The 24,650-nt window shown below is 54.1% G+C and carries 31 protein-coding genes; 13 read left to right on the top strand and 18 right to left on the bottom strand.

Translation table 11 applies throughout. The features are described 5' to 3' along the window. Window positions 1–3: 3 nt before the first annotated feature. On the top strand, window positions 4–891 hold the full coding sequence (locus tag RHJ31_RS07590) for an alpha/beta fold hydrolase (protein ID WP_206199758.1): 888 nt from the start codon (window positions 4–6) through the stop codon (window positions 889–891). Here RHJ31_RS07590 and RHJ31_RS07595 read toward each other — a convergent pair. From RHJ31_RS07595 to RHJ31_RS07605, 3 genes are read right to left on the bottom strand one after another with little or no spacing between them, the layout of a single operon-like run. After that, the gene (locus RHJ31_RS07595; RefSeq protein WP_302676173.1) at window positions 888–1,679 is read right to left on the bottom strand and encodes a YdcF family protein; all 792 of its coding nucleotides are present in this window, start codon (window positions 1,677–1,679) and stop codon (window positions 888–890) included. The two genes, RHJ31_RS07590 and RHJ31_RS07595, sit on opposite strands and share 4 nt — an antisense overlap. 4 nt (window positions 1,680–1,683) lie before the next feature. Continuing rightward, window positions 1,684–2,415 (bottom strand): photosystem II S4 domain protein, encoded by a 732-nt coding sequence (locus RHJ31_RS07600; protein WP_302676174.1) that lies wholly within the window; start codon window positions 2,413–2,415, stop codon window positions 1,684–1,686. Beyond that, window positions 2,416–2,814: a hypothetical protein gene (locus tag RHJ31_RS07605; protein WP_206201667.1), complete on the bottom strand. Its 399-nt coding sequence runs from the start codon at window positions 2,812–2,814 to the stop codon at window positions 2,416–2,418. Between the two features lie 65 nt (window positions 2,815–2,879). On the opposite strand from RHJ31_RS07605, the gene rpmI reads away from it, so the two are divergent. Genes rpmI through lgt form a run of 3 tightly spaced genes read left to right on the top strand, consistent with a single transcriptional unit; the run spans window position 2,880 to window position 4,290 of the window. Further along, entirely contained in the window at window positions 2,880–3,077 is a 198-nt protein-coding gene (rpmI, locus tag RHJ31_RS07610; protein WP_011057993.1) for a 50S ribosomal protein L35, read from the top strand. A 41-nt stretch (window positions 3,078–3,118) separates the two neighbouring features. Next, window positions 3,119–3,469, top strand: coding sequence for a 50S ribosomal protein L20 (gene rplT, locus RHJ31_RS07615; protein ID WP_149818464.1), 351 nt, complete (start codon window positions 3,119–3,121; stop codon window positions 3,467–3,469). Between the two features lie 14 nt (window positions 3,470–3,483). Continuing rightward, complete coding sequence (lgt, locus tag RHJ31_RS07620) at window positions 3,484–4,290, top strand: prolipoprotein diacylglyceryl transferase (protein WP_302676175.1); 807 nt, start codon at window positions 3,484–3,486, stop codon at window positions 4,288–4,290. On the opposite strand, the gene RHJ31_RS07625 is transcribed toward lgt, so the two are convergent. From RHJ31_RS07625 to RHJ31_RS13250, 3 genes are all read right to left on the bottom strand, one after another. Continuing rightward, window positions 4,287–4,877, bottom strand: a complete 591-nt coding sequence (locus RHJ31_RS07625) for a chromophore lyase CpcT/CpeT (RefSeq protein ID WP_206199753.1) — start codon at window positions 4,875–4,877, stop codon at window positions 4,287–4,289. The two genes, lgt and RHJ31_RS07625, sit on opposite strands and share 4 nt — an antisense overlap. A 61-nt stretch (window positions 4,878–4,938) precedes the next feature. Next, complete coding sequence (cobA, locus tag RHJ31_RS07630) at window positions 4,939–6,459, bottom strand: uroporphyrinogen-III C-methyltransferase (RefSeq protein WP_302676176.1); 1,521 nt, start codon at window positions 6,457–6,459, stop codon at window positions 4,939–4,941. Between the two features lie 3 nt (window positions 6,460–6,462). After that, window positions 6,463–7,791 (bottom strand): peptidoglycan DD-metalloendopeptidase family protein, encoded by a 1,329-nt coding sequence (locus RHJ31_RS13250; RefSeq protein ID WP_310445771.1) that lies wholly within the window; start codon window positions 7,789–7,791, stop codon window positions 6,463–6,465. Window positions 7,792–8,390: 599 nt separating this feature from the next. Here RHJ31_RS13250 and RHJ31_RS07640 point away from each other — a divergent pair. Then, window positions 8,391–8,861 carry a hypothetical protein gene (locus RHJ31_RS07640; protein WP_206199751.1) on the top strand — a complete coding sequence of 157 codons (471 nt, stop codon included), beginning with the start codon at window positions 8,391–8,393 and terminating at the stop codon, window positions 8,859–8,861. On the opposite strand, the gene ribD is transcribed toward RHJ31_RS07640, so the two are convergent. Together ribD and RHJ31_RS07650 are read right to left on the bottom strand one after the other, a co-directional pair. Then, window positions 8,833–9,972: a bifunctional diaminohydroxyphosphoribosylaminopyrimidine deaminase/5-amino-6-(5-phosphoribosylamino)uracil reductase RibD gene (gene ribD, locus RHJ31_RS07645; RefSeq protein WP_206199750.1), complete on the bottom strand. Its 1,140-nt coding sequence runs from the start codon at window positions 9,970–9,972 to the stop codon at window positions 8,833–8,835. The genes RHJ31_RS07640 and ribD overlap by 29 nt on opposite strands. Window positions 9,973–9,981: 9 nt before the next feature. Next, window positions 9,982–10,296, bottom strand: a complete 315-nt coding sequence (locus RHJ31_RS07650; RefSeq protein WP_024125163.1) for a DUF6679 family protein — start codon at window positions 10,294–10,296, stop codon at window positions 9,982–9,984. A 290-nt stretch (window positions 10,297–10,586) separates the two neighbouring features. Here RHJ31_RS07650 and dnaK point away from each other — a divergent pair, with 290 nt between their 5' ends. Genes dnaK through RHJ31_RS07670 form a run of 4 tightly spaced genes read left to right on the top strand, consistent with a single transcriptional unit; the run spans window position 10,587 to window position 15,277 of the window. After that, window positions 10,587–12,611 carry a molecular chaperone DnaK gene (gene dnaK / locus RHJ31_RS07655; RefSeq protein WP_206199749.1) on the top strand — a complete coding sequence of 675 codons (2,025 nt, stop codon included), beginning with the start codon at window positions 10,587–10,589 and terminating at the stop codon, window positions 12,609–12,611. Window positions 12,612–12,660: 49 nt separating this feature from the next. Continuing rightward, window positions 12,661–13,641: a J domain-containing protein gene (locus RHJ31_RS07660; RefSeq protein WP_302676178.1), complete on the top strand. Its 981-nt coding sequence runs from the start codon at window positions 12,661–12,663 to the stop codon at window positions 13,639–13,641. A gap of 3 nt (window positions 13,642–13,644) precedes the next feature. Continuing rightward, window positions 13,645–14,730, top strand: coding sequence for an acyl-CoA dehydrogenase family protein (locus tag RHJ31_RS07665; RefSeq protein WP_302676179.1), 1,086 nt, complete (start codon window positions 13,645–13,647; stop codon window positions 14,728–14,730). Next, window positions 14,711–15,277 (top strand): DNA-3-methyladenine glycosylase, encoded by a 567-nt coding sequence (locus RHJ31_RS07670; protein ID WP_302676180.1) that lies wholly within the window; start codon window positions 14,711–14,713, stop codon window positions 15,275–15,277. The genes RHJ31_RS07665 and RHJ31_RS07670 overlap by 20 nt, the downstream gene beginning before the upstream one ends. Here the strand turns inward: RHJ31_RS07670 and RHJ31_RS07675 are convergent. Next, entirely contained in the window at window positions 15,268–16,959 is a 1,692-nt protein-coding gene (locus tag RHJ31_RS07675) for a SulP family inorganic anion transporter (RefSeq protein WP_302676181.1), read from the bottom strand. The genes RHJ31_RS07670 and RHJ31_RS07675 overlap by 10 nt on opposite strands. Window positions 16,960–17,244: 285 nt before the next feature. Between RHJ31_RS07675 and RHJ31_RS07680 the strand changes: the two genes are divergently transcribed. Beyond that, entirely contained in the window at window positions 17,245–17,544 is a 300-nt protein-coding gene (locus tag RHJ31_RS07680) for a DUF6825 family protein (RefSeq protein ID WP_206199745.1), read from the top strand. Here the strand turns inward: RHJ31_RS07680 and RHJ31_RS07685 are convergent. From RHJ31_RS07685 to RHJ31_RS07695, 3 genes are read right to left on the bottom strand one after another with little or no spacing between them, the layout of a single operon-like run. After that, window positions 17,541–18,296, bottom strand: coding sequence for a DUF429 domain-containing protein (locus RHJ31_RS07685; protein ID WP_302676182.1), 756 nt, complete (start codon window positions 18,294–18,296; stop codon window positions 17,541–17,543). The two genes, RHJ31_RS07680 and RHJ31_RS07685, sit on opposite strands and share 4 nt — an antisense overlap. Further along, complete coding sequence (locus RHJ31_RS07690) at window positions 18,277–19,041, bottom strand: EI24 domain-containing protein (protein ID WP_302676183.1); 765 nt, start codon at window positions 19,039–19,041, stop codon at window positions 18,277–18,279. The genes RHJ31_RS07685 and RHJ31_RS07690 overlap by 20 nt, the downstream gene beginning before the upstream one ends. A 38-nt stretch (window positions 19,042–19,079) precedes the next feature. Further along, window positions 19,080–19,256, bottom strand: a complete 177-nt coding sequence (locus tag RHJ31_RS07695) for a hypothetical protein (RefSeq protein ID WP_190278217.1) — start codon at window positions 19,254–19,256, stop codon at window positions 19,080–19,082. 204 nt (window positions 19,257–19,460) lie between these two features. On the opposite strand from RHJ31_RS07695, the gene RHJ31_RS07700 reads away from it, so the two are divergent. Further along, entirely contained in the window at window positions 19,461–19,892 is a 432-nt protein-coding gene (locus RHJ31_RS07700) for an NfeD family protein (RefSeq protein ID WP_206199742.1), read from the top strand. Here the strand turns inward: RHJ31_RS07700 and RHJ31_RS07705 are convergent. Genes RHJ31_RS07705 through RHJ31_RS07715 form a run of 3 tightly spaced genes read right to left on the bottom strand, consistent with a single transcriptional unit; the run spans window position 19,879 to window position 20,946 of the window. Continuing rightward, the gene (locus RHJ31_RS07705; RefSeq protein ID WP_206199741.1) at window positions 19,879–20,307 is read right to left on the bottom strand and encodes a ferredoxin; all 429 of its coding nucleotides are present in this window, start codon (window positions 20,305–20,307) and stop codon (window positions 19,879–19,881) included. The two genes, RHJ31_RS07700 and RHJ31_RS07705, sit on opposite strands and share 14 nt — an antisense overlap. Before the next feature lie 22 nt (window positions 20,308–20,329). Further along, window positions 20,330–20,716: a DUF1257 domain-containing protein gene (locus RHJ31_RS07710; protein WP_149818434.1), complete on the bottom strand. Its 387-nt coding sequence runs from the start codon at window positions 20,714–20,716 to the stop codon at window positions 20,330–20,332. 20 nt (window positions 20,717–20,736) lie between these two features. After that, window positions 20,737–20,946, bottom strand: a complete 210-nt coding sequence (locus RHJ31_RS07715) for a DUF2997 domain-containing protein (protein ID WP_302677802.1) — start codon at window positions 20,944–20,946, stop codon at window positions 20,737–20,739. Between the two features lie 146 nt (window positions 20,947–21,092). Between RHJ31_RS07715 and RHJ31_RS07720 the strand changes: the two genes are divergently transcribed. Next, entirely contained in the window at window positions 21,093–21,758 is a 666-nt protein-coding gene (locus RHJ31_RS07720) for a hypothetical protein (RefSeq protein WP_302676185.1), read from the top strand. A gap of 5 nt (window positions 21,759–21,763) precedes the next feature. Next, a complete protein-coding gene (locus RHJ31_RS07725; RefSeq protein ID WP_302677803.1) occupies window positions 21,764–22,459 on the top strand; it encodes a Crp/Fnr family transcriptional regulator in 696 nt (231 codons plus the stop codon). On the opposite strand, the gene RHJ31_RS07730 is transcribed toward RHJ31_RS07725, so the two are convergent. Genes RHJ31_RS07730 through RHJ31_RS07740 form a run of 3 tightly spaced genes read right to left on the bottom strand, consistent with a single transcriptional unit; the run spans window position 22,448 to window position 24,499 of the window. After that, window positions 22,448–22,951 (bottom strand): hypothetical protein, encoded by a 504-nt coding sequence (locus RHJ31_RS07730; protein ID WP_302676186.1) that lies wholly within the window; start codon window positions 22,949–22,951, stop codon window positions 22,448–22,450. The genes RHJ31_RS07725 and RHJ31_RS07730 overlap by 12 nt on opposite strands. A gap of 2 nt (window positions 22,952–22,953) precedes the next feature. Beyond that, entirely contained in the window at window positions 22,954–23,544 is a 591-nt protein-coding gene (locus RHJ31_RS07735) for an HAD family hydrolase (protein WP_302676187.1), read from the bottom strand. Then, on the bottom strand, window positions 23,537–24,499 hold the full coding sequence (locus RHJ31_RS07740; RefSeq protein ID WP_302676188.1) for a glycosyltransferase family 9 protein: 963 nt from the start codon (window positions 24,497–24,499) through the stop codon (window positions 23,537–23,539). Before RHJ31_RS07740 ends, RHJ31_RS07735 begins: the two co-directional genes overlap by 8 nt. Between the last annotated feature and the right edge of the window lie 151 nt (window positions 24,500–24,650).

The following is a 24,650-nucleotide window of genomic DNA, read 5'->3' on the forward strand; positions in this document are numbered from 1 at the left end:
GGAATGCCGTCATTGGCCTCTAGAACTTATCAGTGGCAGGGTCTTTCCTGCGCCTATCGCTTGAGTTCGGAAGAAGGGCAAACACCGATTCTTTTTATCCATCCAGTGGGGGTTGGCCTCTCTGGGCGGTTCTGGGATCGCTGTGTGGATCATTGGCAGTCCCAAGGGGAAGGTTACTCATTTTATATCCCTGACTTGCTCGGCTGTGGCCAGAGCGCCCTACCCCACATTGCCTATTACCCCGAAGATTGGGCGGCTCAGTTACAGGTCTTTATCGCCTCTGAGATTCGCCAAGCGGTGATTCTTGTTGTCCAAGGGGCATTGTTTCCCGTAGCGATGGAGCTAGTGCACCTTGATCCCCAAGTAGTCAGGGCAATGATCCTCAGTGGCCCTCCAGCGGCTTCTCTCGTTTCTGAAAACACTGATCCTAGGTGGCAAAAGGTGCGCTGGAATCTCTTTGACTCCCCCTTGGGTTGGGGCTTTTATCTCTATGCCCGCCAAGAACATTTCCTGCGGCAGTTTTCAATCAAGCAGCTTTTTGCCAAGCCTGAGGATGTGGATGATGAGTGGCTAAAGATGCTGGCCGCTGGTTGTGCTGACCTTGAGAGTCGCCATGCGGTGTATTCATTCCTGTCGGGTTTTTGGCGCCGAGACTATCGTGAGAAAATGCAGCAGACTCAGCAGCCAGTGCTTGTGGTGATGGGAGACCAAGCCTCGAGTATCAGTCGGGAGGGTGGGGCTGAATTGCCTGAAGAACGGTTGCAGTTTTATACCAAGACATTTCCCAATGCTGAGGGAGTGGTGATTGCGGGGCGCAATGTCTTGCCCTATGAGTCAGCCCCTGCTTTTGTGGAGGCGTGTCAAGGGTTTCTGCGTGCTCAGGGTCTCTAAAGCCAACCTCTGAGTTTGTAAACGAGCAGACCTTGGTATTCCCGTAGGGCGATCGTGGTGATGTCCACGTTGTAGGGATTGGGGATCAGGCTGAGCAGTAGGTTTTGCCAAGTGGGCGATCGCGCGATCGACAGGTACCGATAGTCCGTGGGTGCCGGGATCACCTTCATTCCCAAACGGCGAAAAATGGCCACGGAGCGGGGCATGTGGTAAGCAGAGGTCACCAGCAGCAGATCCCCCTGAATTTGATGCTGCTCCAGAAGCGCTTTGACATTCACGGCATTTTCATAGGTGTTCAGTGAGGTGGTGTCTAGCAGCATCTTGTCTGTCGGCACACCGCAGGTGGCAGCAATTTCCGCCATGTCTGCTGCTTCGCCCCGCTGAAAGGTTTCGCCCAGCCAGTCAATACGCCCTCCACTGAGGATGAGATAGGGGGCATAGCCTTGGCGAAAAAGATGGGCACCGTAGAGGATGCGATCGCCCCCTTCCGTGACTTCTACCCAAGGCCTCGGCGCCGTTTGCGGGACAACCGCCCCACCGAGAACAACGATCGCGGCAGCTTTGGGCATGGGATCAGGGGGTAAATACTGCCGCTCTAGGGAAGCAATAAGCGCTGTTGCCACATAGTCATTGCCGCTCAGGAGTAAAATGCTCAGGGCAATCACAAGGGCGATCGCTGCCTGTTGGGGGGCACGCCAAAAGCGAACAATGGCAAAAACCAATGCCCAACAGGCCAAGGACAATGGATACAGCAGTGGCGGCAGTAATTTCGACAGCAGCAGAGCCATAGTGTTAGCGAATGCGCTCCATCTGGATGCGGTAGCGTTCTTTCTTTGTCACTTGAATCTCTTGAATCCGCAATCGCCCTTTGCCGCGAATGGCAATGAGGTCATTCACCTTAAGGAGATGCCGCGGTTGCTGCACAATGTGCCAATTCACCCGCACTAGCCCTTGGCTAATCCACTCGCTCATTTTACTGCGGGAAACACCAAATCCGGCTGAGGCCACAGCATCCAAGCGCAATGATGCTTCGACGGTACTGAGGGATTTCCGTTGGGGGGGCGCTACGGCCAGTTCTGACCAGTCACAGAGATCGACGGTCACCGCTACAGTCCGCACTTGTTTTAAGTGTTCTTGTAAAGTAGGGACTTTTTCAGGGATGAGAATGACCTGTGCCCCCCGTTCCCCAAGGAGAATCACATCCCCATAATCGCCGTCATCAAGACCGGCATTGGCGATCGCTCGCTCAAAATCACTGTAGGTGGCGGGATCAAAGAGAAAGTTGCCTGTGATTCGCACCAAAGCAAGGGGCGGCTGTTGCTCCTCAAGACTGAGTTCAGTGGGGGCGATCGCCAGCCGACAGCGTTCCGCTTGCGGGTACCCCCCCCAGGCGAGACCATGAACATCGGCTCGTTGCTCAATGGTGCGGAGTGCCTGCACTACCTGATCTGGCGGCAAAAAGAGGGTATGCACCACCGACCAAGTTTTAATGGCTCTCTCAAGGGCGGTCCCTAGGTCAAACATTTAGGCCTCAAGAAATTCGGGTAATTCCAGCCACTGGGCTAAGTGGGCTTTCACCTGTTGGCAAAATTGGGAGCGATCGCCAAATTTCTCGGTGCGGATGGTTTTGCGCTGCGCATCCAATGTCCAGCCATAGTCACTGCTGAGGCGGATTTTTCCCTGCCAGTCAGCGATCGAAAGCATTAACTGCGGGGCGGGGCTATTGTCCACCCCCTTGACGCGAAAGACATAGTTAAAGGTGTTTTGCTTGCCGGCAGCAACCGTTGAGGCTTGACCAAACCGCTCCTGCAAGCGCGATCGCACCCGCTCCACAAATGCCGCATCGCCTAAATCTTCTAGGGTGCGCATGGCCAAGGTAAGGGCAAAATAAAACTCTTCGACAGGAATGAACTCCAGTTCCATGCAGCTTGCCAAGACTCTCTTCAAAATAGTACACTAGTAAGCTGTGTCTAAAATAGGGCAAGGCTATGCCAAAGCTAAAAACACGTCGTGCTGCTGCCAAACGATTTCGGACGACGGGCAGTGGTAAGTTTGTCCGCCGTAAGGCCAACAAAAATCACTTACTCGAACATAAGGGGAGCGATCGCAAGAATCGTCTTTCCCACAAAGCCCTCGTCGATCCACGGGATGTTGAGCGAGTATCGCTGATGCTGCCCTACGCTTAATTGATAAATTTTCAGTTTTTGATCAAGGGTGAAATTGAACTATGGCAAGGGTCAAACGGGGTAACGTTGCCCGCAAACGGCGTAAAAAAATTCTCAAGCTCGCCAAGGGCTATCGTGCGGGGCACTCCAAGCTCTTCCGCACCGCCAATCAGGTGGTCATGAAGGCACTGTGCAATGCCTATCGCGATCGCCGGCGGCGCAAACGGGACTTTCGGCGGCTCTGGATTGCGCGGATTAACGCTGCTGCGCGTCAACATGGCATGAGCTACAGTCAACTCATGGGTGCCCTCAAAAAAGCCGATATTCAACTCAATCGCAAGATGCTGGCTCAATTGGCCGTGTTGGATACCGACGCCTTTGCCACTGTCATTCAGACTGCTCGCGCTGTTTAGAACCTATTCTAGGCATGATCGCCACTTTCCAATCCCCCGGTGCCACCCTTGAGCTAGGGTTCATCACCCTACGGTGGTACGGTCTACTCATTGCTGCCGCCGTCTTTATTGGCATTTGGCTGAGTCAACGCTTGGCACGCCAGCGGCAGATTGATCCTGATCTGATTGCGGATCTGTCGATTTGGCTTGTGGTTGCCGCTATTCCCGCTGCACGGCTCTATTACGTCGCCTTTAACTGGGGCTTTTACCAAAAGCACTTAGATCAAGTGGTGCAAATTTGGAAAGGCGGCATTGCCATTCACGGTGCCATCCTCGGTGGTATGCTAGCGATGGCGATCTTTACCTATGTGCAGCGGCTTTCCTTTTGGCAAGTGGCGGATGTCATTGCCCCTTCACTAATTTTGGGACAGGCCATTGGGCGCTGGGGCAATTTCTTTAACTCTGAGGCCTTTGGTGCCCCTACGGATTTGCCGTGGAAACTCTATATCCCTGCGCCGCAGCGTCCCCCGGCGCTAATCAACGAAGCCTATTACCACCCCACGTTTCTCTATGAGTCCCTTTGGAACCTAGGAGTCTTTGTTCTCCTGCTGTGGCTCTTTCGTCAACCTCGCTATCAAAAACCGGGAACGCTCCTGATGGTTTATGCCATTGCCTACAGCTTGGGTCGCTTCTGGATTGAAGGACTGCGCATGGACAGCCTGATGTTGGGCCCGCTGCGAATTGCCCAAGTGGTTAGCTTGGTGGCGATCGCCCTAGGAGCTTGGGGACTCTTTCGCCTCTATTACCAAGGCAAACCGTTACCCGATTGGCAAACCGCCTAGGCAATAATTTCATCAGCAAAGCTCTGCCAGCGCACAAAGTGAAAGGGACCTGCCACGGAGCCCCAAACGTGCTCATCGGTTTCGGGATCCCGTCCGCGATCGTGGCTAATGAAGCGATCGCCATCAATTTCAAACGTGCTATCAAGATAGGTTTCCCGTCCTTTACGCACGACTTTACAGGCTTTGCCCGGCTCCACTTCACCGCGAAAGCTGTGCCCTGTCCAGTAGGTGAGCATATTGCAGCCACAGAGGAGTTCCAAATCATCGGCTGTCATCGCCTGAAGCCGCTGGCGATCGCGAGCTGCTCCAAAAAAGCGTTTTTCATCCTTGAGTACGTAATTTTTAATCACAATGTGATCATTGGCGGGCACCAGTTCTAAAACCCGTGTGCGGTAGGGGACACCTAGGAGATAGTCATAGGCCTGTTCCACATAAAGGGCAATGCCCTCCAAAAGACCACTGGGCAGGGGGCGCATACACACCCGAATATGGGCATAGAAGGGGGGATTCTCAAAGGCTTGGGCTTGGTTACTAAAATCCGCCGCCATCCAACGGCCAAGGGTCAGCACATCGGTTGCGTGTGTCATGCTCCACAATTGCCTTACAACAGTCCTTTTTTCACACTAGCGGATTGGTGTACCCAAAGCACTAAGTGATCCGTAATAACGCCTGAAGGAGTCCCTCAAGGGTATGCTCTGTGGCTTCAGTATCCACCCGTCCCAAGAGTTCGCGACAAGTTTGCGAGGTTTGCGGGCCAATACTGGCAATCTGCACAGTCTGAAGTAACTCTGCCGCCTGCGCACCCACCAATTGGCAAAAATGTTTCACTGTTTTAGAACTGGTAAATGTCACTATATCCACTTCACCCGCTGCAAGTGCTGCTAGGACGCGGTCATCCGCCGCTTGGGGACAGCGGGAATCGTAGGCGGGCACCTCAACAACCTCAGCCCCGGCCGCTGTAAAGGTCTCTACTAGCACGGGTCGCCCACCCTTTTCAACCCGTGGGAAGAGAAAACGCAACCCCGCTACAGGTTCTGGGAATTCTGCCACTAGGGCATCGGCGACAAATTCACTGGGGGTGAAGTCAGCCACTAAGCCGTAACTGCTGAGGGTTTGGGCGGTTTTTTCGCCAACAACAGCAATCTTGAGACCCGCGAGGGTACGACTATCCTTGCCATGATGCTGCAACCGTTCCATAAAAAAGCTAACGGCATTGTGGGACGTGAGAATGAGCCAGTCAAAGGTATTGAGTTGCGCCAAAGCCTGATCGAGGGGCTGCCAAGAACTGGGGGGAACAATTTCCAGTGTCGGCATTTCTAAAACGGTGGCACCGGCGGCTGTCAGTTGCTGCGTAAAGTCACTCGCTTGCGCTGCTGCCCGGGTGACGAGAATGGTTTTGCCGTGGAGCGAAGACATGGCTGATGGGGAAATCTTCAAAAATTCAGGGAAGACCAGATCTAGACTAGCCAAAGGGTAGCGTTTTTGGGCGATCGCGCCAATGACAACGACCGCAGGAGCCATGTCTGGAAAGTCAGGCGTCTTCAGGTAACTCTCTAGGGTGCCAAACCAGAATTGTTGCTGGGGTTGCCCTGCCCAGTGCAGAATGGCCAATCCCTCAGCGGGCGATCGCCCCTGCCTCAACAATTGCTCGGCAATATATCGCAGGGAACGGGTGGCCATCAAAAAAATCAGCGTCTCCATTTGGGCGATCGCTGCCCAAGGAAGGGTTTCTGGCGCATGTCCCGACAGAATCGCTACGGACTGGCTCACATCCTTTGCCGTCAGACACAATCCCGCCAGCAGTGGTGCCGCCAGCGCTGACGATAGACCCGGAATCACCACCGCCTCTAGACCTGCCCCTAGGACAGCATCCAGTTCCTGATGCAAACGGCCAAACAGCCCCGGATCGCCACTTTTGAGGCGGACAACCCGCTGGTACTGCTGGCCGTAGTCCACTAAAAGGCGGTTGATTTCCGCTTGGGGAACTGCCTCAGCCCCTGCCCGTTTGCCCACCGCCACCCGCAAGCAATCAGAGGGTGTGAGTTCGAGGAGGCGAGGGGAGAGCAGGGCATCGTAAAGTACCACCTGCGCCTGCTGCAGGCAAATCCATGCTTCGAGCGTGAGAGAGCGAGGGGTACCTAACCCCGCACCCACAAAATAAACCGCCAATGACTAGCCTTGGGTACGTTGCAGGAAGATCATTGGGTTGACCGCACCCCGCCCTGGGGGATGTATCTCAAAGTGAACGTGGGGCCCTGTGCTGCGACCGGTGCTGCCCATTTCGGCTATCTGCTGACCCTGCTCAACGTATTGGCCGACGCGCACCAAGTTGCGATGGTTATGGGCATAGAGCGTCAGGGTGCCATCGGCGTGGCGAATTTCCACCAGGTTGCCGAAACCGCCAGAATTCCATTGGGAGTAGGTAACGACACCGGCGGCAGCAGCATAGATGGGCGTGCCAATGGGAGCAGCAATATCAATCCCGCGGTGCATCCGTCCCCAGCGCGGTCCAAAGCCAGAGGTCAACACACCACGCGCCGGCCAGATAAAGTTGGTGGTTAGGCTAGGTAGAAAGCGATCGGAGTTGGGCAGAGGGGGTAGGTCGAGATTACTGGGTAAAGGGGGAGCCACAATTGAGCGTGCCACCTTGACGGGCACAGGGGGGGCAATGGGCTGTACAGCGGCAGGTGTCGGTGCTGCTACTGTTGTTGTTTGCGGGCGATTTGCAATGGTGGGTTGAGGTAGAGCTGGGCGAGCAGGCGGTTGTTGGACTGAAACTAGGGCAGGGGTGGTACGCCGCCGCCGCTCAGCAGCCCGCCCAAAGGGAACAGGCTCTAGGGTTGCAGTTGAGGTCGATGCGGCTGGAGAGTGCACAACTGCCACCCGCTGCGAGAGTTGAGTCGTTTCCCCCGCGGCGGACGGTGGTTCAACTGCTGTCGTGGTCTGCTCCAAAGAGCCACCCATCGCAAAGGGGGTATCAATGGCCAAGGAAGCAACAACAGAGGTGGTGGCCTGCGTCACCAGATCCGCCAAGCTATCGGTGCGAACCCGCCGATCCACCACTTTGAAGGTCGGCTCAGAAGAACGGCTGAGACGGTCAAAGGAAGCAAAGGCAGAGAGGGTCAGCGCCGGTCTTCTGAGGGTGAGGGGGGCAAAACTGACTTGGGGCTGGATGGTGCGTTGCCATGCCGTTTGGGTGACGCCCAAGAGTAGGTCGGTTTTGTCGGCGGATAAAAGATTTTCAAATTCAGCAAGCGGGTCTTGGGTTTCAGTGCTGAAGAGGGAGGGGAGGTTGAGAGATTCGGGGCGAATGTCCTTTGAACCCAGATCGCGATCGCCCGCAAGAGTGGTCAAATCAAGGGCTTGCGTAGGCTGAATCAGAACAAAGGTACCCAGCAGGGGCAGACAGGAACAAAGGGAGCGCAGCGAACGACCAAGCATAGCAGCAGGCGCAAGAGGTGCATCCTGAGAGGCGGTAGGGGTACGACTATCGTTGCTCAAGGTAATCCTCCTCGCACACAAAATTGACAGTGATTCGACAAAGCAGTGAACTGAGAACCCACATCATGGGTAATCGCCTAGCTAGGAGCCACTCGCCGCATCTATGCCTAAAACTGTCCCAATCTGTTGTTTATGCAAAGGGTGTTTTGGCACCACGACGAAACTTCTAGGTGACTTTACCCAATCCACAACCAAATGACAAGCCTCCCCCCTGCCCTCTGTGGGGGCTGAATTATTTGCCACAAGATAAAAATAAGAATTTTCTACCTACTGTTTGATAATCAAAAAACCTGAATTCATCACGACTTGAGCTTAATTACTAGCCATGAAAGAAAAATCATGATTGCCAATAAATAAATAAGTAGAGTAAAGCGAGCTAGTCAGTAGGTATAGTTTTTTTTAATAATATAAGTCAGTTGACATCCTTCTCAGCGTTGGTCGTTCAATCAAAATTGTCCTATAACACTTGTGCCAAATTGCGCTAAAAGTGGCACATATTCATCTTCGCTCTTAGGAACAATTAGAGCAAGCTTGCTTGGTAAAATAAACCAGTTTGTAACGATTTTTGGCGATCGCCTTTTTGATGGAGCGTTGTCCCCATGACTTACCACAAGCTGTGGTTTCAACAAACAGCAAGCCGCCTCAAAGTCTTGCGTCCTTTTCCTCCCTTTAGTGTTGTCCAAAACTTTATTCGCGAATATCTTCCCAACCTCATTGACTATATGGATGGCCAAGGATTGGATCTGCGGGATCCACAGCACTGGTGGGAGAGTATCCACATTGACGGCATTTTGGAATTAGAAAATAGCGAGGGGGAAACCCTGCGGGTGGCGGCTGGGATTATTGAGCAGTGGCGCAATGCCAACGCTGCTCTGCGCCTGATTACAACCCCGGCAATGGCCAAGCTGCGGCGCGAGTCCCTCAATGTCAGCCAGCATTGGCTTTTTTATGTCTCTAGTCGCAAGCCCTACCCGGAGTCACTGTGGATTGATTTGCTCTATGAGCAGGCGGATACGCCCCCCACAGAAACGGGCTGTACCATTATTGAATTGACGGAACCCGAGGCCTAGGCGGTAGGTAGCCCACCACGAGAATGTCCTCGCCCACGGTTTGCCAAGTCACGTCCTCGAGGCACAAGGCCTCATTCATCTTGGTTAAGCCGAGATCGGCCACTGGGGCGGGGGCATCGGAGCCACCAATAATTTTTGGCGCAATAAATGCCCACACTTTCTGTACCATGCCTTCGGCGATCGCTGCCGCTGCAAGGGAACCGCCGCACTCCCAAAGCACCGTCATAATGCCCCGTTGATGCAACTCTGCCATAACGGTGGTCGGTGTTAGCGGCTCTCGGTGCACCACCTCAACGCCCCGTGCCTGCAATTGGGGAATCAGGGGATGTTGGGGGGAAGCAGCGGTAACCACCAATGTTGGAGCCGTGGTCGTTTCCCACAAAGAGGCATTCGGCGGTAAATCAAGGGTACGACTCATCACCACCCGTAGGGGATTGCGCTCATGGCGCGAGGTCAAAAGGGGATTATCCAGACGCACGGTATTGCCCCCCACAATCACGGCATCGCATTCAGAGCGCAGTTGATGCACCATGGCGCGTGCGGCTTCACCACTCACCCAGAGACTGTGGCCGGCACTGGAGGCAATTTTGCCATCGAGGGTCATGGCGTATTTGAAAATGCCAAAGGGACGCTGATAGCGCACCCGATGCACAAACGCTTCGTTCAGGCGTTGACACTCTGCTTCCCGCACGCCGACGGTGACTTCTATGCCTGCTGAGCGCAGCCGTTCTACCCCCGCCCCCGCTACTTGGGGATTCGGATCAATCATGCCCACCACCACCCTGGGAATACCCGCCGCTATAATCGCCTCGGTACAGGGGGGCGTGCGGCCATAGTGGTTGCAGGGTTCAAGATTGACGTAGAGGGTGGCCTTGCTGAGGAGGGGGCGATCGCTCTCGCTGACGCTGCGCAGGGCAAACACCTCGGCATGGGGTTCCCCTGCCTTGGGATGAAACCCCTCCCCAATCACCCGTCCCTCCGCCACAATCACACAGCCCACGAGGGGATTCGGAGCCGTACAGCCTTTGGCACGAGCGGCTAACTCAAGGCAGCGCCCCATGTACTGGGCATCAATCGTGGCTATCTCCTCCACAACGGGGGCTGAGCGCATGGGTAAGAATCAACGCTCGTGTTCGGTTTCCGAGGAATGCTTCGGCAGTTGCTCCGCCTCTGGACACTCATCCGCAATGGGTAACTCCGCATAACCCCGCGGAACTGCTGCGAGCCGCCGTGAAATCGAGCCAATGCTTTCGATATTGACGATCTCTTCCCAAGCACACACTTCGTCGTCTTCCTCCGTTTCGTAGCGGATGGTAACAACATTCCCTTCGATGTCTACAATGCGTGCCCGGTCAATCAGGCGTTGTTGATCCCGCAAGTAAATCCAGACTTCTTGGCCGTCGGTATAGAGTTGATAAAGCTTGCGGTGTAGCATAGAACGGTCTCCTTCTCGGAATTGGGCGTAGCAACAGTTGATAAGCTGTGCTGCAACCTCTTGCCTGTCATCTTACCGCTAGACTTCAAAAGATGAGCAGCGGTGAATGGGAGGTGTGGGGACTGAGGTTGTTCATATCGTTGTAGCGATCGCGCAGCACAGGGGAAAGAGTGATTCTCTGACGGTCTGGGGCAGATCTCGTACAATCGAATAAGCGTAACAAAGGGTAAATAATCCGTTACTATAACGCTATTCATTTATTCTAACCAGTGCGGAGTCGTTCAAACGGCATGGGCAAAATTGTTGGCATTGATTTGGGGACAACCAATTCCGTCATTGCTGTGTTGGAAGGGGGAAAACCCGTTGTGATTGCCAATGCAGAAGGCTCCCGCACCACCCCCTCTGTGGTGGCCTTTGGCAAAGATGGCGAGCGCCTTGTGGGTCAGTTGGCGCGGCGACAGGCGGTGCTCAATCCCCAAAACACCTTCTATGCCGTGAAGCGGTTTATTGGCCGCGAATACAGTGAACTGACGGCTGAATCCAAGCGGGTACCCTATACCATTCGCCGCGATGAATCGGGTAAAGTGCGCATCAAGTGCCCACGCTTGCAACGGGAATTTGCCCCCGAAGAAATTTCAGCCATGGTCTTGCGCAAGCTGGTGGAGGATGCCAGCCGCTATCTAGGGGAACCCGTCACCGATGCGGTGATCACTGTCCCCGCCTACTTTAATGATTCACAGCGGCAAGCCACCCGTGATGCTGGGCGGATTGCGGGTCTGAATGTGCGGCGGATTATTAATGAACCGACGGCAGCAGCCCTTGCCTATGGCCTCGATCGCCAGAAGGAGCAGACGATTCTCGTTTTTGACCTTGGCGGTGGCACCTTTGATGTCTCCATTCTCGATGTTGGCGATGGCGTGTTTGAGGTGAAGGCCACCAGCGGCGATACCCAACTGGGGGGCAATGACTTTGATAAGTTGATTGTGGACTGGCTAGCCGAAGACTTCCTCGCCAAAGAGGGCATTGATTTACGGCGCGATCGCCAGTCGCTACAACGGCTCACCGATGCTGCCGAAAAAGCCAAAATTGAACTTTCAGGCTTACTGGAAACCAATATCGATCTGCCCTTTGTCACCGCCACAGCGGATGGGCCAAAACACATTGAAACCACCCTCAGTCGTCGCCAATTTGAAGACCTGAGCCAAGACCTGCTGCAACGGCTGCGCTATCCGGTCGAACAGGCACTGATGGATGCCCATTTAACCCCCGCTCAAATTGATGCCGTGGTGCTAGTGGGTGGTGCGACGCGGATGCCCATGGTGCAGGATCTGGTGCGGCAGATGATTGGCCGTGAACCCAACCAAAATGTCAACCCCGATGAGGTGGTGGCTGTTGGTGCCGCCATTCAAGCAGGCATTCTCGCCGGGGATATGAAGGATATCCTGCTGCTGGATGTAACCCCCCTTTCCTTAGGGGTGGAAACCATTGGCGGCGTCACGAAGGTGCTGATTCCCCGCAATACAACGATTCCGGTGCGCCGCTCCGATATTTTCTCAACCTCAGAAAATAACCAAAGCCAAGTGGAAATCCACGTCGTTCAAGGGGAGCGGGAACTAGCAGAACACAATAAGTCCTTGGGACGCTTTAAGTTAACGGGAATTCCGCCAGCGCCTCGGGGGGTGCCCCAAATTCAAGTATCCTTTGACTTGGATGCCAATGGCCTGCTCCAAGTGGTGGCCTTGGATCGCTTTAGCGGTCGTGAGCAAAGTGTGGTGATTCAGGGGGCATCAACCCTCAGTGAAGAGGAAATTCAGCAGATGCTCTTGGATGCCGAGACCAACGCTGCCAGCGATCGCCAGCGGCGGGCACGCATTGAGAAGCGCAACCGTGCCCAAGATTTGATTCACCGCGCTGAACGTCAATTGCGGGAAGCGGCTCAGGAATTTGGCTATCAATTTGCCGCTGATCAGCGCCGGAGTATTGAGGCCTTGGTGCGGCAATTGCAGGAGGCCATTCGCAATGAGGACGATCGCCAGATTGACCTCACCTATGCGGCTCTTGAAGAGCGGCTCTACGACTTTGTCCGCCAACTGCGCCTCAGCGAAGAAGCATTGGAAGACGATGAGGATGTCTTTAAGCTGCCCAACCTCAAGGAAGCAGTCAATAAAGGCCTTGATGCGGTGCGGGGTCGAGAGCGGCGGCGTGACGATTATGAGGATGAGTGGGATGAGCCACCCCGGACGCGGCGTTCTCGGGGGTATTCCCAGCGCAGTGATTCAGCCGCATGGGAGGATTGGGATGACGACGACTGGTAGAACTTGTTTGCATTGTTTGCCGCAACTGTGAGTGTAGATAGGACTGTCGATGCGTAATTTTCGAGATTACTACCAGCTTTTGGGCGTGGATCGAGGTGCGAGCACTGAGGAAATTAAACGTGCCTATCGGCGGCTGGCGCGGCGGTATCATCCCGATATGAATCCGGGCGATCGCGCTGCTGAAGAGAAGTTCAAAGACATTAGTGAAGCCTACCAAGTCCTAAGTGATCCGGCTCGCCGTGAGCAATACGATCGCTACGGTGAATATTGGTCACAGCCCGGCTTTCGCACTCGCCCTTCCCAACGTACCACTATGGCTCGGCGCAATGGCACCAGTGTCAGGGAAGAACCCGACCTCAGTGAAGATAATTTTCAAGAGTTTTTGGATCAACTGTTGGGTCGGCGATCGCCCCGCACCTCTACGGTTGCTGCGGATCCCCCCCGTCGCTCGCCTACGATAGACACAGACTACTTTCGCCCCGGCACCGTCAAAACCGCCTATACCGCTGTGAGTCGTCGCGACGCTGAAGCCACCCTAGAAATCCCCCTCGAGAAGGCCTACGAAGGGGGACGGGAGCGGATTCGCCTTGGGGATGGGCGCTCCTTAGAAGTGACGCTGCCAGCGGGGATGGTTACGGGTCAGCGGATTCGGCTGCGGGGTCAAGGTACAGGTGGAGGTGATCTCTATCTGAAAATTCAAGTGACGCCCCATCCCCTCTTTCGCCTTGAGGACTACGACATTGTCTGTGAACTCCCCGTGACCCCCAGTGAGGCTGCCCTCGGCGGCCAAATTGAAGCCCCGACCCTCGATGGTTGGGTGAAAATGATGGTGCCAGCAGGGGTACGCACAGGCCAACGTTTGCGACTGGCGGGTAAGGGCTATCCTCGCCCCGATGGCGATCGCGGTGACCAACTGGTGGAAATTGTCATTACACTGCCGCCCCAACTGAGTGATGCTGAACGCGATCTCTACCGGCAACTTCAGGCCATTGAGTCCTACAACCCCCGTGCCCATCTGGCGTACTCCTAAACTATGGATGCCTTGGTCTTTGCTGACCCCGCAGCGCAGCCTCTCCTAGAGGACATTCAGACCTACCTCAGTACCGTTGTTGCGCCAATTGCCAACCGCATTGATCAGCAAAAGTCCCTTTTATCGGAAAGTCTGCAAGCCCTAGGGAATTTGGGCATTTTTCGTTTGGCGGTACCCAAGGCAAGGGGGGGATTGGGGTGCGATCGCCGCACGCTGTGGCATTTGAGCTTACAACTAGCGCAAACCTCCGGTGCCCTTGCCTTTTTGGTGGCACAACATCAATCCGCCTTGGGGATGATTCTTGAACATCCTGAAGGGAACGTTGCCCAAACCTACTTGGCGGACTTAATGAAGGGGCAGATGTTGATTGGTGTCAGCTTTTCCCACTTACGCCACAACCCAGTGGATCTACAAGCTCAACCCACCAGCGAGGGCTACCTCTTGCGGGGCACGCTGCCTTGGCTCAGTGGCTTTCAGCACATGACGATGTTTGTCGCCGCAGCGCCCCTACCGGATCAGCGTATTCTCTTTGCCCTCATGCCCTTTATCAATGCCCAACAGGCTGGCGGTGGCATTTTGCACCTCTCATTGCCCTTGCCTCTAGCGGCTGTGCCCTCAACGCAAACGGTGCAAGCAGAAGTGGTGGATTGGTTAGTCCCGCCGGAAGATGTAGTGGGTATCAGTGAGGTGGATTGGCTGGCCGTCCGCGATCGCCAGCAATTGCTGCGGGGCAGTGCCGCCCCCATGGGCTGTGCCCGTGCCAGTTTGCAGATTCTCGCTGAGAGTGCCGACGCCAAAGACCTCTATCACCACTTTCGCGATCGCTGGCACCGCCTTTACGACCAAATTCAAGAAGAGCTAGAGAACCTGAATCCCCCCCACCATGCAAAACTGCGCGCCGCAGCCATTCACCTTGCCGTCCAAGCGGCTCAGGCTGCCCTGATGACGACGGGTGGCAGTGCCTTGATGCTCAGTCACACGGTGCAGCGTCTCTATCGCGAAGCCATGCTCTATACCGTTTCGGGGTTGAATGCTCCCCTACGCCATGCTTTGATGGAGGGGTTGCGTTTTGGACAGGATCTGTACTGAGCTACCCCCTGAGTGGTTTGGCCGCCCTGCCCCAGTGGTTGCCCAAGAATTACTGGGGTGTCTTCTCGTGCGACAGCAGGCCAATGGTCAACTCTACCGCGGCCGTATTGTTGAAACTGAAGCCTATATGGCCGGCGACCCCGCGTGTCATGGCTACCGTCGCCAAACGGCTCGCAACGCCCCGATGTTTGCGGCACCGGGGACAATCTATGTCTATCAAATCTATGGCATTCACCACTGCCTGAATATCGCCAGCGATCGCCCCAATTTTGCCAGTGCTGTTCTCATTCGTGCCCTTGAGATGCTTAGTCCACCCTTGCCCCCCCGCAGTGCTGCTGGTCCGGGGAAACTGTGCCAAGTCTTGGGGATCGATCGCCAGCTTTCGGGCTTGATGCTAGGGAAAGAGAGCGGCCTCTGGTTAGAAAAGCCACCCCAACCCCTAACAGCCCCTGTGGTACAAACCACTCGCATTGGTATTTCCCAAGGTCAGGAGATTCCGTGGCGGTGGTATGTGCAGGGCAACCCGGCGGTCTCGCGTTATTCGTAGCTGCCCGTTGTCACCTCCAGCAATTCCTCCGGTTGGTGGAGAAACTGAATGGCCTTTTCGAGGGCTTGTCGGCGATTGCTCACCACATGGTCTGCCGGCAACCGATCCAAAATACGGAAGCGCTGCAGCCGCTGTTGCACCTTATCCGCCGAACCATTCACGAGAAAAATTGCTAAACGATGCTTTTGTGCCTCTTGGATGAGTGACTCAATGGCCAACGTTGCCGTTACCCCCAACAGGGGCACACTGCTGACATCCAGAATCAGCACCTTATAGTCTGACATGATCGCCTGCCGCTGGGAAATTGCCCAAGCGGAGCCAAAACTCATTGGACCCCCAAGGTGCAGGAGTAGTAGTTGACCCTTGGCTTCGCGGAAGAGTTCTTTTTCCTCGGAGGTGAGGGGCGTTTGATCATCGGCGTGGGTAATCGCCTTCACATCCTCCGATTGCAGATCCGCCAAGCGCTTGATCGTCAGCATATTGGCAATAAAGACACCCACACCCACCGCCACAATCAAATCCACAAAGACCGTCAGCAGCATCACACCATACATAATGAAGGCCGCCCGCAGGGACAAGAGGTGGGCACGTTTGAGAAAATTCCAGTCAATGATGTCAATCCCCACCTTGATCAGAATCCCCGCCAACACGGCATTGGGAATCGGTTCCGTCAAAGGCGCCGCCCACAGCACCACCATCAGTAGAATGACAGCGTGGATCATGCCCGATAAGCAGGTGCGTCCCCCCGCTTGAATATTCACCACTGTGCCCATCGTGGCACCGGCACCGGGCAGACCACCAAATAAGCCGGACAGTAGGTTACCAATACCTTGGCCAATCAGTTCCTTATCGGAATCGTGCTGGGTGCGGGTAATGCTATCGGCAATCACCGAGGTCAGGAGCGAATCAATACAGCCGAGCATCCCCAGCATTGCCCCGTCCACAATCATCGTTTTCAGCGCAGGCAGTGTAAACGTCGGCGGCACAAACGCTGGCAGCCCCGTGGGAATCGTGCCAATGCGGGTCAAACCGGCATCCGCAAAAAACACCATTGACAAAATCGTGCCTAAAACCAAGGCGAGAAGCTGTGGCGGCACAATTCGCCGAATTTTCTGGGGCGTGAAATAAATGAGTCCGAGGGTGAACAAGCCCAAGGTAAGGGCAGCCGAGTTCAGGGTTTGAATCCACTCTGGCAAGTTTTGCACTGCCCCCAAGACCCCCCCTTTACTGCTGTGCCCCAACAGTGGACCAATTTGCAGCAGGATCATGATCAGGCCAATTCCCGACATAAAGCCAGAAATCACGGTGTAGGGCATGAGGGTGATGTATTTACCCAACCGCAACAGACCAAAGAGGATTTGAAAACCGCCCGCCAGCATTACCACCGTAAAAGCCATGTATAACCCCTGTTCGGGATATTCACTGGTCAGGCGGGTGATCACTGCCGTCATCACGACGGTCATCGGCCCTGTCGGATTGGAAATGAGTGTTGGCGTGCCCCCAAAGAGAGCCGCAAAAAAGCCAAGAAAGACGACGCAGTACAGTCCCGCCGTTGCACCAGCCCCAGAGGTGACCCCAAAGGCCAAGGCCATCGGCAAGGCGACAATGGCGGCAGTCAGCCCACCAAAGAGATCGCCGCGCCAATAGCGAAAGTGAACTCGATTAACTAAATTTGTTAGCATTTCTGCCCCTTTTGGCGAATCTAGAGAGGGTGTCATAGCGAAATCGCTGTTAAGAGCACTCCCTATGGGAGTATCCTCATAACTTGTAGCTATGGTAAGAAAATATTTAATTGATATAATTCTATGCTTTAGGGGAGACAATCGGTCTAGGGAAAACATCAAAGAATTTCTTATCTGTCCTATAGGCAAAAAGGGGAGAATCGGCAGAGAGCGAGGCTTGCTCACTGTAAAACTTTGTTACACTCAGGGATTGAGAGCAGCAACTTACGAGGTCATGACACTCCTATGAGTCAATCGCCGCTGGATGCCTTTTTCCTTGGTCGAGCAACCGCAACGCTCCTGCGTGATCAGGCGCAGCATCTATTTGTGGAATTCCTAAGTCAACTGGGGCGATTTGATGCCGAGCAGCAGCAGCGGCTCCATCAATTCATGGAAGAGGTGCAAGCTCGTGCCCGTCAAGAAGCAGAAATGGTGGTGCCTCGGCGTAGCCAACAAGTGGATTGGCAAGCTTTGATTGATGATTTGCGGGCGGAAATTGCTGCTCTACGCACGGAACTGCAACGCTACCGCAATCGCGAAAGCTAGGCACGCGGAACAACAATATAGCCAGTTTTTAAGTAGGCATCGGTTGATGCTGGCTTTGGGGAAAAAGACTCACCACCCAAAACCCAGTGGCGATCGCGCCCCCAATACCACCAATAGGCTGCCGTGTAGGCACAGAGAACGGCATCGAGTTGATCTTCAAGAGCCTTGAGGTCTCGCCCGTTGCTGGGGATTTCGATAGTGAGTTCTAGTGCTAAGGGTGGCTCACAGTGGGGAAGCTGGGTGGCCATTAAATCCCTAAGCTTGGCTAACCCTTTGGCTCGTTCTGCAAGGCGGCCTTTTTTGTATTTAATGATTTGGTCAAGCTGAAAGAGGGCGATCGCCGTGGCATGGGGGAAGACTTCAATTTGAAATCGCCCGCGTTCTTGGGGCGTGAGGATGGGCGCATGGCGAAACCCTCGTTGGCTAAGGGCTTGACTAAAACCCGTGGTGTGCTGCGCAAAGGGGGATTGCTGATTGGCCGGATAGCAGCCGGCGTGATAGCGCCCAAGCAGTTGGTGAGCTTGGCGATCGCAGGTACGCATTCCCCGCGAATTGGGAATAATGAGGGGGGCATCCACCGCCACCATGGCTGCTTGCGCAGAGGGTGCATCGCGATCAATCCATGCCAAAAGTTCATCCGTATCACGGGAGCGATCGCAAGCGACCACCGCCAAATCTTGTCCCTGCCACTGCAAACAGCAGTACCCTGATGCCCCTCCTTTCCAAGCCAGATCAACGCCGAGAAACCGCATTCACTGCCATCAACTGTTGTTGCGGTGGATGATCTTGAATCAGCAAAGCAGCAGCCACAACTCCCACTGGCGGTACCAGCACTAACCCCACGAAGGGAATGAAGAGTGCCAAAAACTGCGCTAGACCAAGGCCATAGATTTGTGGCGTATAGGCACGGGTCAAGAGCTTGCGCTCTCTCAAAGAGGTGCTGTGTTTTTCAAGGAGGTAATCAAAGCTGCTTCGCCCTAGAAAGAAACTGTTAACGATCGCCATCACGATAGGTTGCAGCGGCCCCGTTAGAAATGAAAGCAGCAGGAAGATCACCTGCAACACTGCATCCCGCAGCGCAAACCAACCACCGATAATAGCGTTCAATAGATCGCGCCGCCACCCCACTTCAATCGTTTGTCCCGTGGTAATTTTTTCAACACGGTTGAGCAGCGGACCAAGGAAAGGAATCACCACAAGGGGAATCAGCGTTTGATAGCCAATTAGAGCCAAAAAGACAGCAATGAGGGTTGCCAAAATATCAATGAACCCTTGGTAGAGCCACTGCCATTCCCCACCCACAAACCAATAATCACCAATGACTTGAACAGCCCAGAAAGCAGCAATGATAAGCGTTACCCCCAGAACGAGGCTCAAGCAGGCAGGTAACAGTAGATAGCCCCAAAGACGATAACGGGCGATAAAAAAAAGACCACGACCCAAGGCAAAGAAACCCGCCTGAAACCGCTGTCCTGCTGCCCAAAGCTGCTTGATCACTCAATCATTCTTCTAGAAGCCCCTAGGAAAATCCTAGCCTATCCACGGCGGGGCGGTGTTCCTTCATCATCCGGCGGCGGCGCATCGGCAACAAAATCAGGGGTATTGACCTGTTCAGCACGGGAAACTGGCGTTGCTGTCGGTCGCCATAGCCAACTGGTCAACAGTCCAAGGGTGAGAAGTCCCACCAGGAGGGGAATGAATAGATCCGTCATCGTTGTTCGCCTCATTGAAGTCATTATTGTACAGAATCGAATGAATCTCTCTTGAGTGCTGGCTCTCTTGACGCAGTGGGACTCTTGTAAGTTCCAGTACAACTCTTTCGCAAGAATTGAACACACTCAAAACGGTTAAACCTGCTCGCTGTAGCCGCAGAGTTTGAGCTATCGTTGAAGTGGCTGCCTTGGGTGATAAGAGCAATGCCCCTGTCTCCCTTTTGGATTTGGTTAATTGTTGCCATCATTCTTTTTGTGATGGAGCTTGTTTTGCCGACGGCTTTTATGGAAGCCACTCTCGGCCTCAGCGCCCTGATTGTTGCCTTTCTCTCGTTTCTGATTCCCAGCTTTTCAATACAGATTCTCCTCTGGATGCTGCTCTCTGTTGTGGTGGCCTTTCTCCTGCGGCGGTATCAACCAAAGCGAGTTCCCCCCGTCCTCAAGGAAGCCGCCGAGGCGGAAACACTTACGAAAATCCCCGCTGGCGAGACGGGGCGAGTGCTGTACGAAGGGATTTCTTGGCAAGCTCGCTGTGGTGATCCCCGCTTGGCCATTCCCGAACATCAGCGGGTGATTATCATTGGCCGTCAGGGAACGACGCTGATTGTGATGCCCGAGGATGCTATTCAGTCCTAGGGGGCGATCGCCGTTTCTTGCGGTGCGTGGTGGCTGGATCAATGGGAAAACCGGCAAGGGGAACCACCTGCTCAAGGCGTTCTTTCTCAAGCCGTTTTAATTCCGTGTAATCTACCCAGTGGATACAGTCAACGGGACAGGTATCAATGGCTTCTTGAATCAGTTCAAGGGGGTCACCATCTTGGCGTACCACCCGCGATCGCCCGTAGTTCGGCTCGATGTAAAACGTATTTCGCGCCACATGGGCACAGTGTTTGCAGCCAATACAGGTAATTTCATCGACATAGACACCGCGCTGACGGTGAGTGCCCCCGAGTTCAGGTTCGTAGCCGCTGCGAGGTTCACTTTGGCGAAGTTGGCCGCCAAGTTCTGGCTCTAAACCAAGGGGTTGCCCCTCTGCCCCGTGCCTCTCCATTGTTTTGAATGATCTTCAACGGCTAGGAACGCCAGCGTTGCAATACGAGCTTGACACTCCCATCGGCCTGCTGTTCTGTGGCCTGCACTTGGAAGCCCTGCTCAGTAGCGGATTGCAACACCGCATGGTAGGCATAGCGCTGAGTGACTTTATTCAAGAAGCGATCCACTGACCATGCCTGCTGCCAAAACTCCAAATCCGCCACTAGCTCATACTCGGTGCCATTCCAGCGAAAGCCAATGTCATAGCCGTTGTCTTGGGGAACAACGACTTGAGCCGTTTGGGTTTGACCGCGAAAGCCGCGCACTTCTTGGCAGCCAGATTGCCACGGTAAGCCCAAGTCCGTTAGGGCAGCCTGGAGGGCGGGTAAACTGCGAATTTGGGTTTTGATTTGGCTGAAGTGCGACATGGATCACCAATCCTCAACGATTACCACTGGGAGGGGACAGATTGAACAGCTAACTGATTTTCTTCCTCTTGGGGAGCGTAGTACTCTGCGGTGGGCTGTTGGCTAATGACACACCCCAGTTGCGCTTCGATGGCAGCAGTCACCTCAGCACAGGATGCCCCAGAAATTCCCGTCACCGTTTCAACGACACGGCCATCGGGATAAATCACAAATTCAAGGGTTTCTAGCATTGGCACAACCTACTCCCTCGCAGTTATGACAAACCGCTCACGAGGATAAAATTCAAGTCCTAACCTATGGAACTCATTGTGACGAAGGCTAACCAAAGGCGTCAAGGGCTTTAATAAACTTTACACTCCGCAGCAGTTTCCCCCGGATGCCTGAAGAACTGAAGAATCAGTCATCTATAGAGCCAAGTCTGCGCCGAGAATTGATAAGAGATATGTACATTGCTTTTCTTGGACGGGACGGCGGCCTCAGGGCGATCGCGACCTCACTCAATCCCTCTGGAAAAGGCGGTATGATATTCAGAAATTCGTTTCGCCTTAAACTCTCAGAAAACCATAAAAAACTTAAAAAAAATATGGGGCAGTCTTTTTCACCATTAACAGTTTTGGCCTTGGCATTCCTACGGGGGGTATCTTCCTCTCTGTGGCCAGCGATCGCCCGCGGCGAGTCCCAAGAATCCATCAATGTCAATCCCCAAGACCAAGTACACAGTGCTGAACAATTTGTCGATGCCCTCTTTGGCCATCACTTTGATTTAGCGTGGAGCTATTTACAGCCGCAACTACAACAGGAGTTTTCACCGAAAAAATTGAAGCAACGCCAAGCCAATTTTCTGAGGCGGGTAGGCGTGTACAAAGAGCGTCTTGGGAGTCAGATCAACGACAATATTGTCAGTATCAAGGTAGCCTTTTCTAACGTTACAGATACATTGATTGTGATGATGGATAGCAATGGTAAGATCACAGGTATTGATTTCCCTGCAGCGCCTGATGACCTGTCTGCTCAGCCTCTGCTTTCGCCCTCTCGGCCTTGACCTTTATGCAAGAACGGCGTAGTTCTCCTGCACCTGAATTATCTTTACAAAATACGCCCTTTTTTCGCGACTTACCCCAGGCAGTGGTGGAGAAAGCCCTAGCCCATGTAGTGACACGTCAGCATCCCGCCAACCGAGTCATCTTGCTGGAGAATGATTGGGGCACATCGGTTTACTTTATCCTCAGTGGCTGGGTCAAAATTCGCACCTACAACATTGATGGCAAAGAAGTCACCCTGAATATCCTCGGTCCCGGCGAACTCTTTGGCGAAATGGCCCCCCTAGAGGAAGTGCCCCGCTCAACGGATGTGATTACCCTAACACCGACAGTTGTGGCCAATATGCCCGCGACGGATTTTGTCAATCTTGTCAATACGGAACCTCAAGCGGGCATACGCCTCGCCAAGTTGATGGCACGACGGCTCCGGCAACTGAATCGGCGGCTGCGGCTGCGGGAATCGGATAGTATGTCACGGGTGGCGGATATTTTGCTGTTTTTGGCGGATGGTCAAGGGCGACAGGGAGCGGATGGCCTAGAAATTCCGAATCTGCCCCACCGCGAACTGAGTAGCTTAAGTGGCATGGCACGGGAGACGGTAACACGGGTGCTTGGGAAGCTGGAGCGCAGGGGGATTATTCGCCGCAACCCAGATAGCCTGTGCATTACGAATCTACGTGCCCTAGAAAGTTTACTCCTTTAGGACTAAGAACAATAATGATTGCCCTGAAGACGATGGCAGCAAGTAATGCCCAATGCTCCAGCCAATGAACACCCCTAAAATGGCCATTTGAATCAGCACTAGCATAATTTGCCAGTTGTGGTAGCCGGCGGCTTTCATTTCAATGCGCACGAGAATTTCGGTGCCAATGAGAATGGCGATCACACTAAAGACGTGAAAGGCAATAATGGCAAGGGTGACAGCGGTACTCAGCACCAGTACGGTCAAGAGACTGGGGGTGCCCACGCGCATAATTAAGCTACTAAAGATATTTCTAGGGTTGCTCTGGCGCGATCGCAACAGGCTAGAGGTGCCCCCTACGACAAACACTGTCAGAATTGCTGCCAAAAAAGAGGCATAGGCTGACCACATCCAAGGATAGGCAGACAAATACCAGCCCACAAGGACGTAGCCCAGAACCACCAGCAACAGTAGAGCAAGGGGAAACTTGGTATAGTCTGGCGATGCGCTCATCGCTAACGGGGTGGAAGGTGCGTACAAATCCACTCTACGGCAGCGGCTAAATCTGCTGCAATGTAATCGGGTCGACTGGCGTGCTGGTAACTCCCCTCAAGAACGCGATCGCCAAAGCCGGTTTGTACTAAAATCCCATAGCAGCCGGCATTCCGCGCCAGATCAATATCGGTCGCTTTGTCCCCCACCATGACACTGCGGCTGAGATCTAAATCATGATCCCAAGCGGCCGCTACGAGCATTCCTGTATTGGGTTTGCGCCATGTTGTCCAGCCCGCATAGTCGGCAACCACTCCCCCTTCAGGACGGCTGAGATCAGGACAGAAATAAACCGCATCCAACACCGCACCGGCACTGGCGGCTAGCAACTCCTGAAGTCTGTGGTGTAGGGCATAGACATGCTCAATGCTGTAATAATCCCGCGCAGGACCTGATTGATTGGAGGCTAAGCAGCAAAACCACCCCGCATCATTGAGCCGTCGCACTGCCTGAGCCACACCGGGGATGAGCTGTAAGTCCTCAAGGCGGTGAATATAGCCCACCTCTTGGTTCAGCACGCCATCGCGATCGAGAAAGACAGCCGGTCTAGCCATGGCGAGCCGCCTCAATCACGGCTGACACGGGAATATCGGCCATGTTGCCAGTAGGGGATTTGACGGCTCGAAAGCGCGGATCGGCGGGCAGGAGTTTGGCAGGATCCGTAGGGCCAAAAAGCGCCACAAGGGGAGTCCCCACCGCCACGCCAATGTGCATCGGGCCACTGTCGGTACAGAGAATCTGTTGTGCCTGTTGCATTAAAGCTGCCAGTTTGCGCAAGTCTGGAGGACGGCTAATCTTAATTTCCGGTAGCGCCTGCGTTAGCGCACTCACCCATGCGTGATCTTCAGGCCCACAGACCACGATAAAGGGCAGGTGCGGCTCCTGCTGTTGCAGCGTCTGGATGATCTCAACCCAAGCAGCGGGGGGGTAAATTTTGTTAATTCCCTTGGTAAGTGCCATCTGACTAGAGCCGCCGTGCAAAAGGCGATAAGCACCAGAAATGCCTAAGCGTTGCCGCTCTGCAGTTGCCCATTGCCTATCTTCTTCGGCAATCACTGCCTTGGGTAGGGGGCAAGGGGTGGTAATGCCAAAAGCCTTGAGTAAGTCGTGGTAGGTGGCGGCGCTGTATTGATCAAGGTTGACAGGTACCGCATCGGTGAGAAACCCCAAGGGATTGAGCTTCGCAAAGCCCACGCGCTTGGGAATCCCCGTCAGCCACAGCAAAAAGCGCACCGCCTTACTGCGCCCCAAGGAGAGAATGGCGTCGTACTCCCCATCCCGCAACATACCAATCAGGTTTACCCAGTCAGCCAAGGCATTGCGGTCTTTGAAGTCAAAGGGAATCACTTGGTGGACTGTAGAACTCAGTTGGTAGGCAGCAACCGCACGGGGTTCAACAACGACATCAATTTGACTATTCGGAAAGTGGGTTTTGAGGTCGTCGAGGGTAGGAAAAAACAAAATTTGATCTCCAATACCCCCTGGCACCAGCGCCACAATATTTTTCATCAGCGACCTCCAACAGCAAAAAGCCTTGAATCCAAAGCCCCACAAAAGCCACTGCGTTTCCAGAAGAAGACCACTTTGCAGGGCTTGATCCAAGACTGAGCCATTGCTGGCTGATTCAGCATAAATGGTGGATTCTGGTTGACCACAGACA

This window comes from Thermosynechococcus sp. JY1331, from assembly GCF_031583475.1.
GTDB lineage: Bacteria > Cyanobacteriota > Cyanobacteriia > Thermosynechococcales > Thermosynechococcaceae > Thermosynechococcus.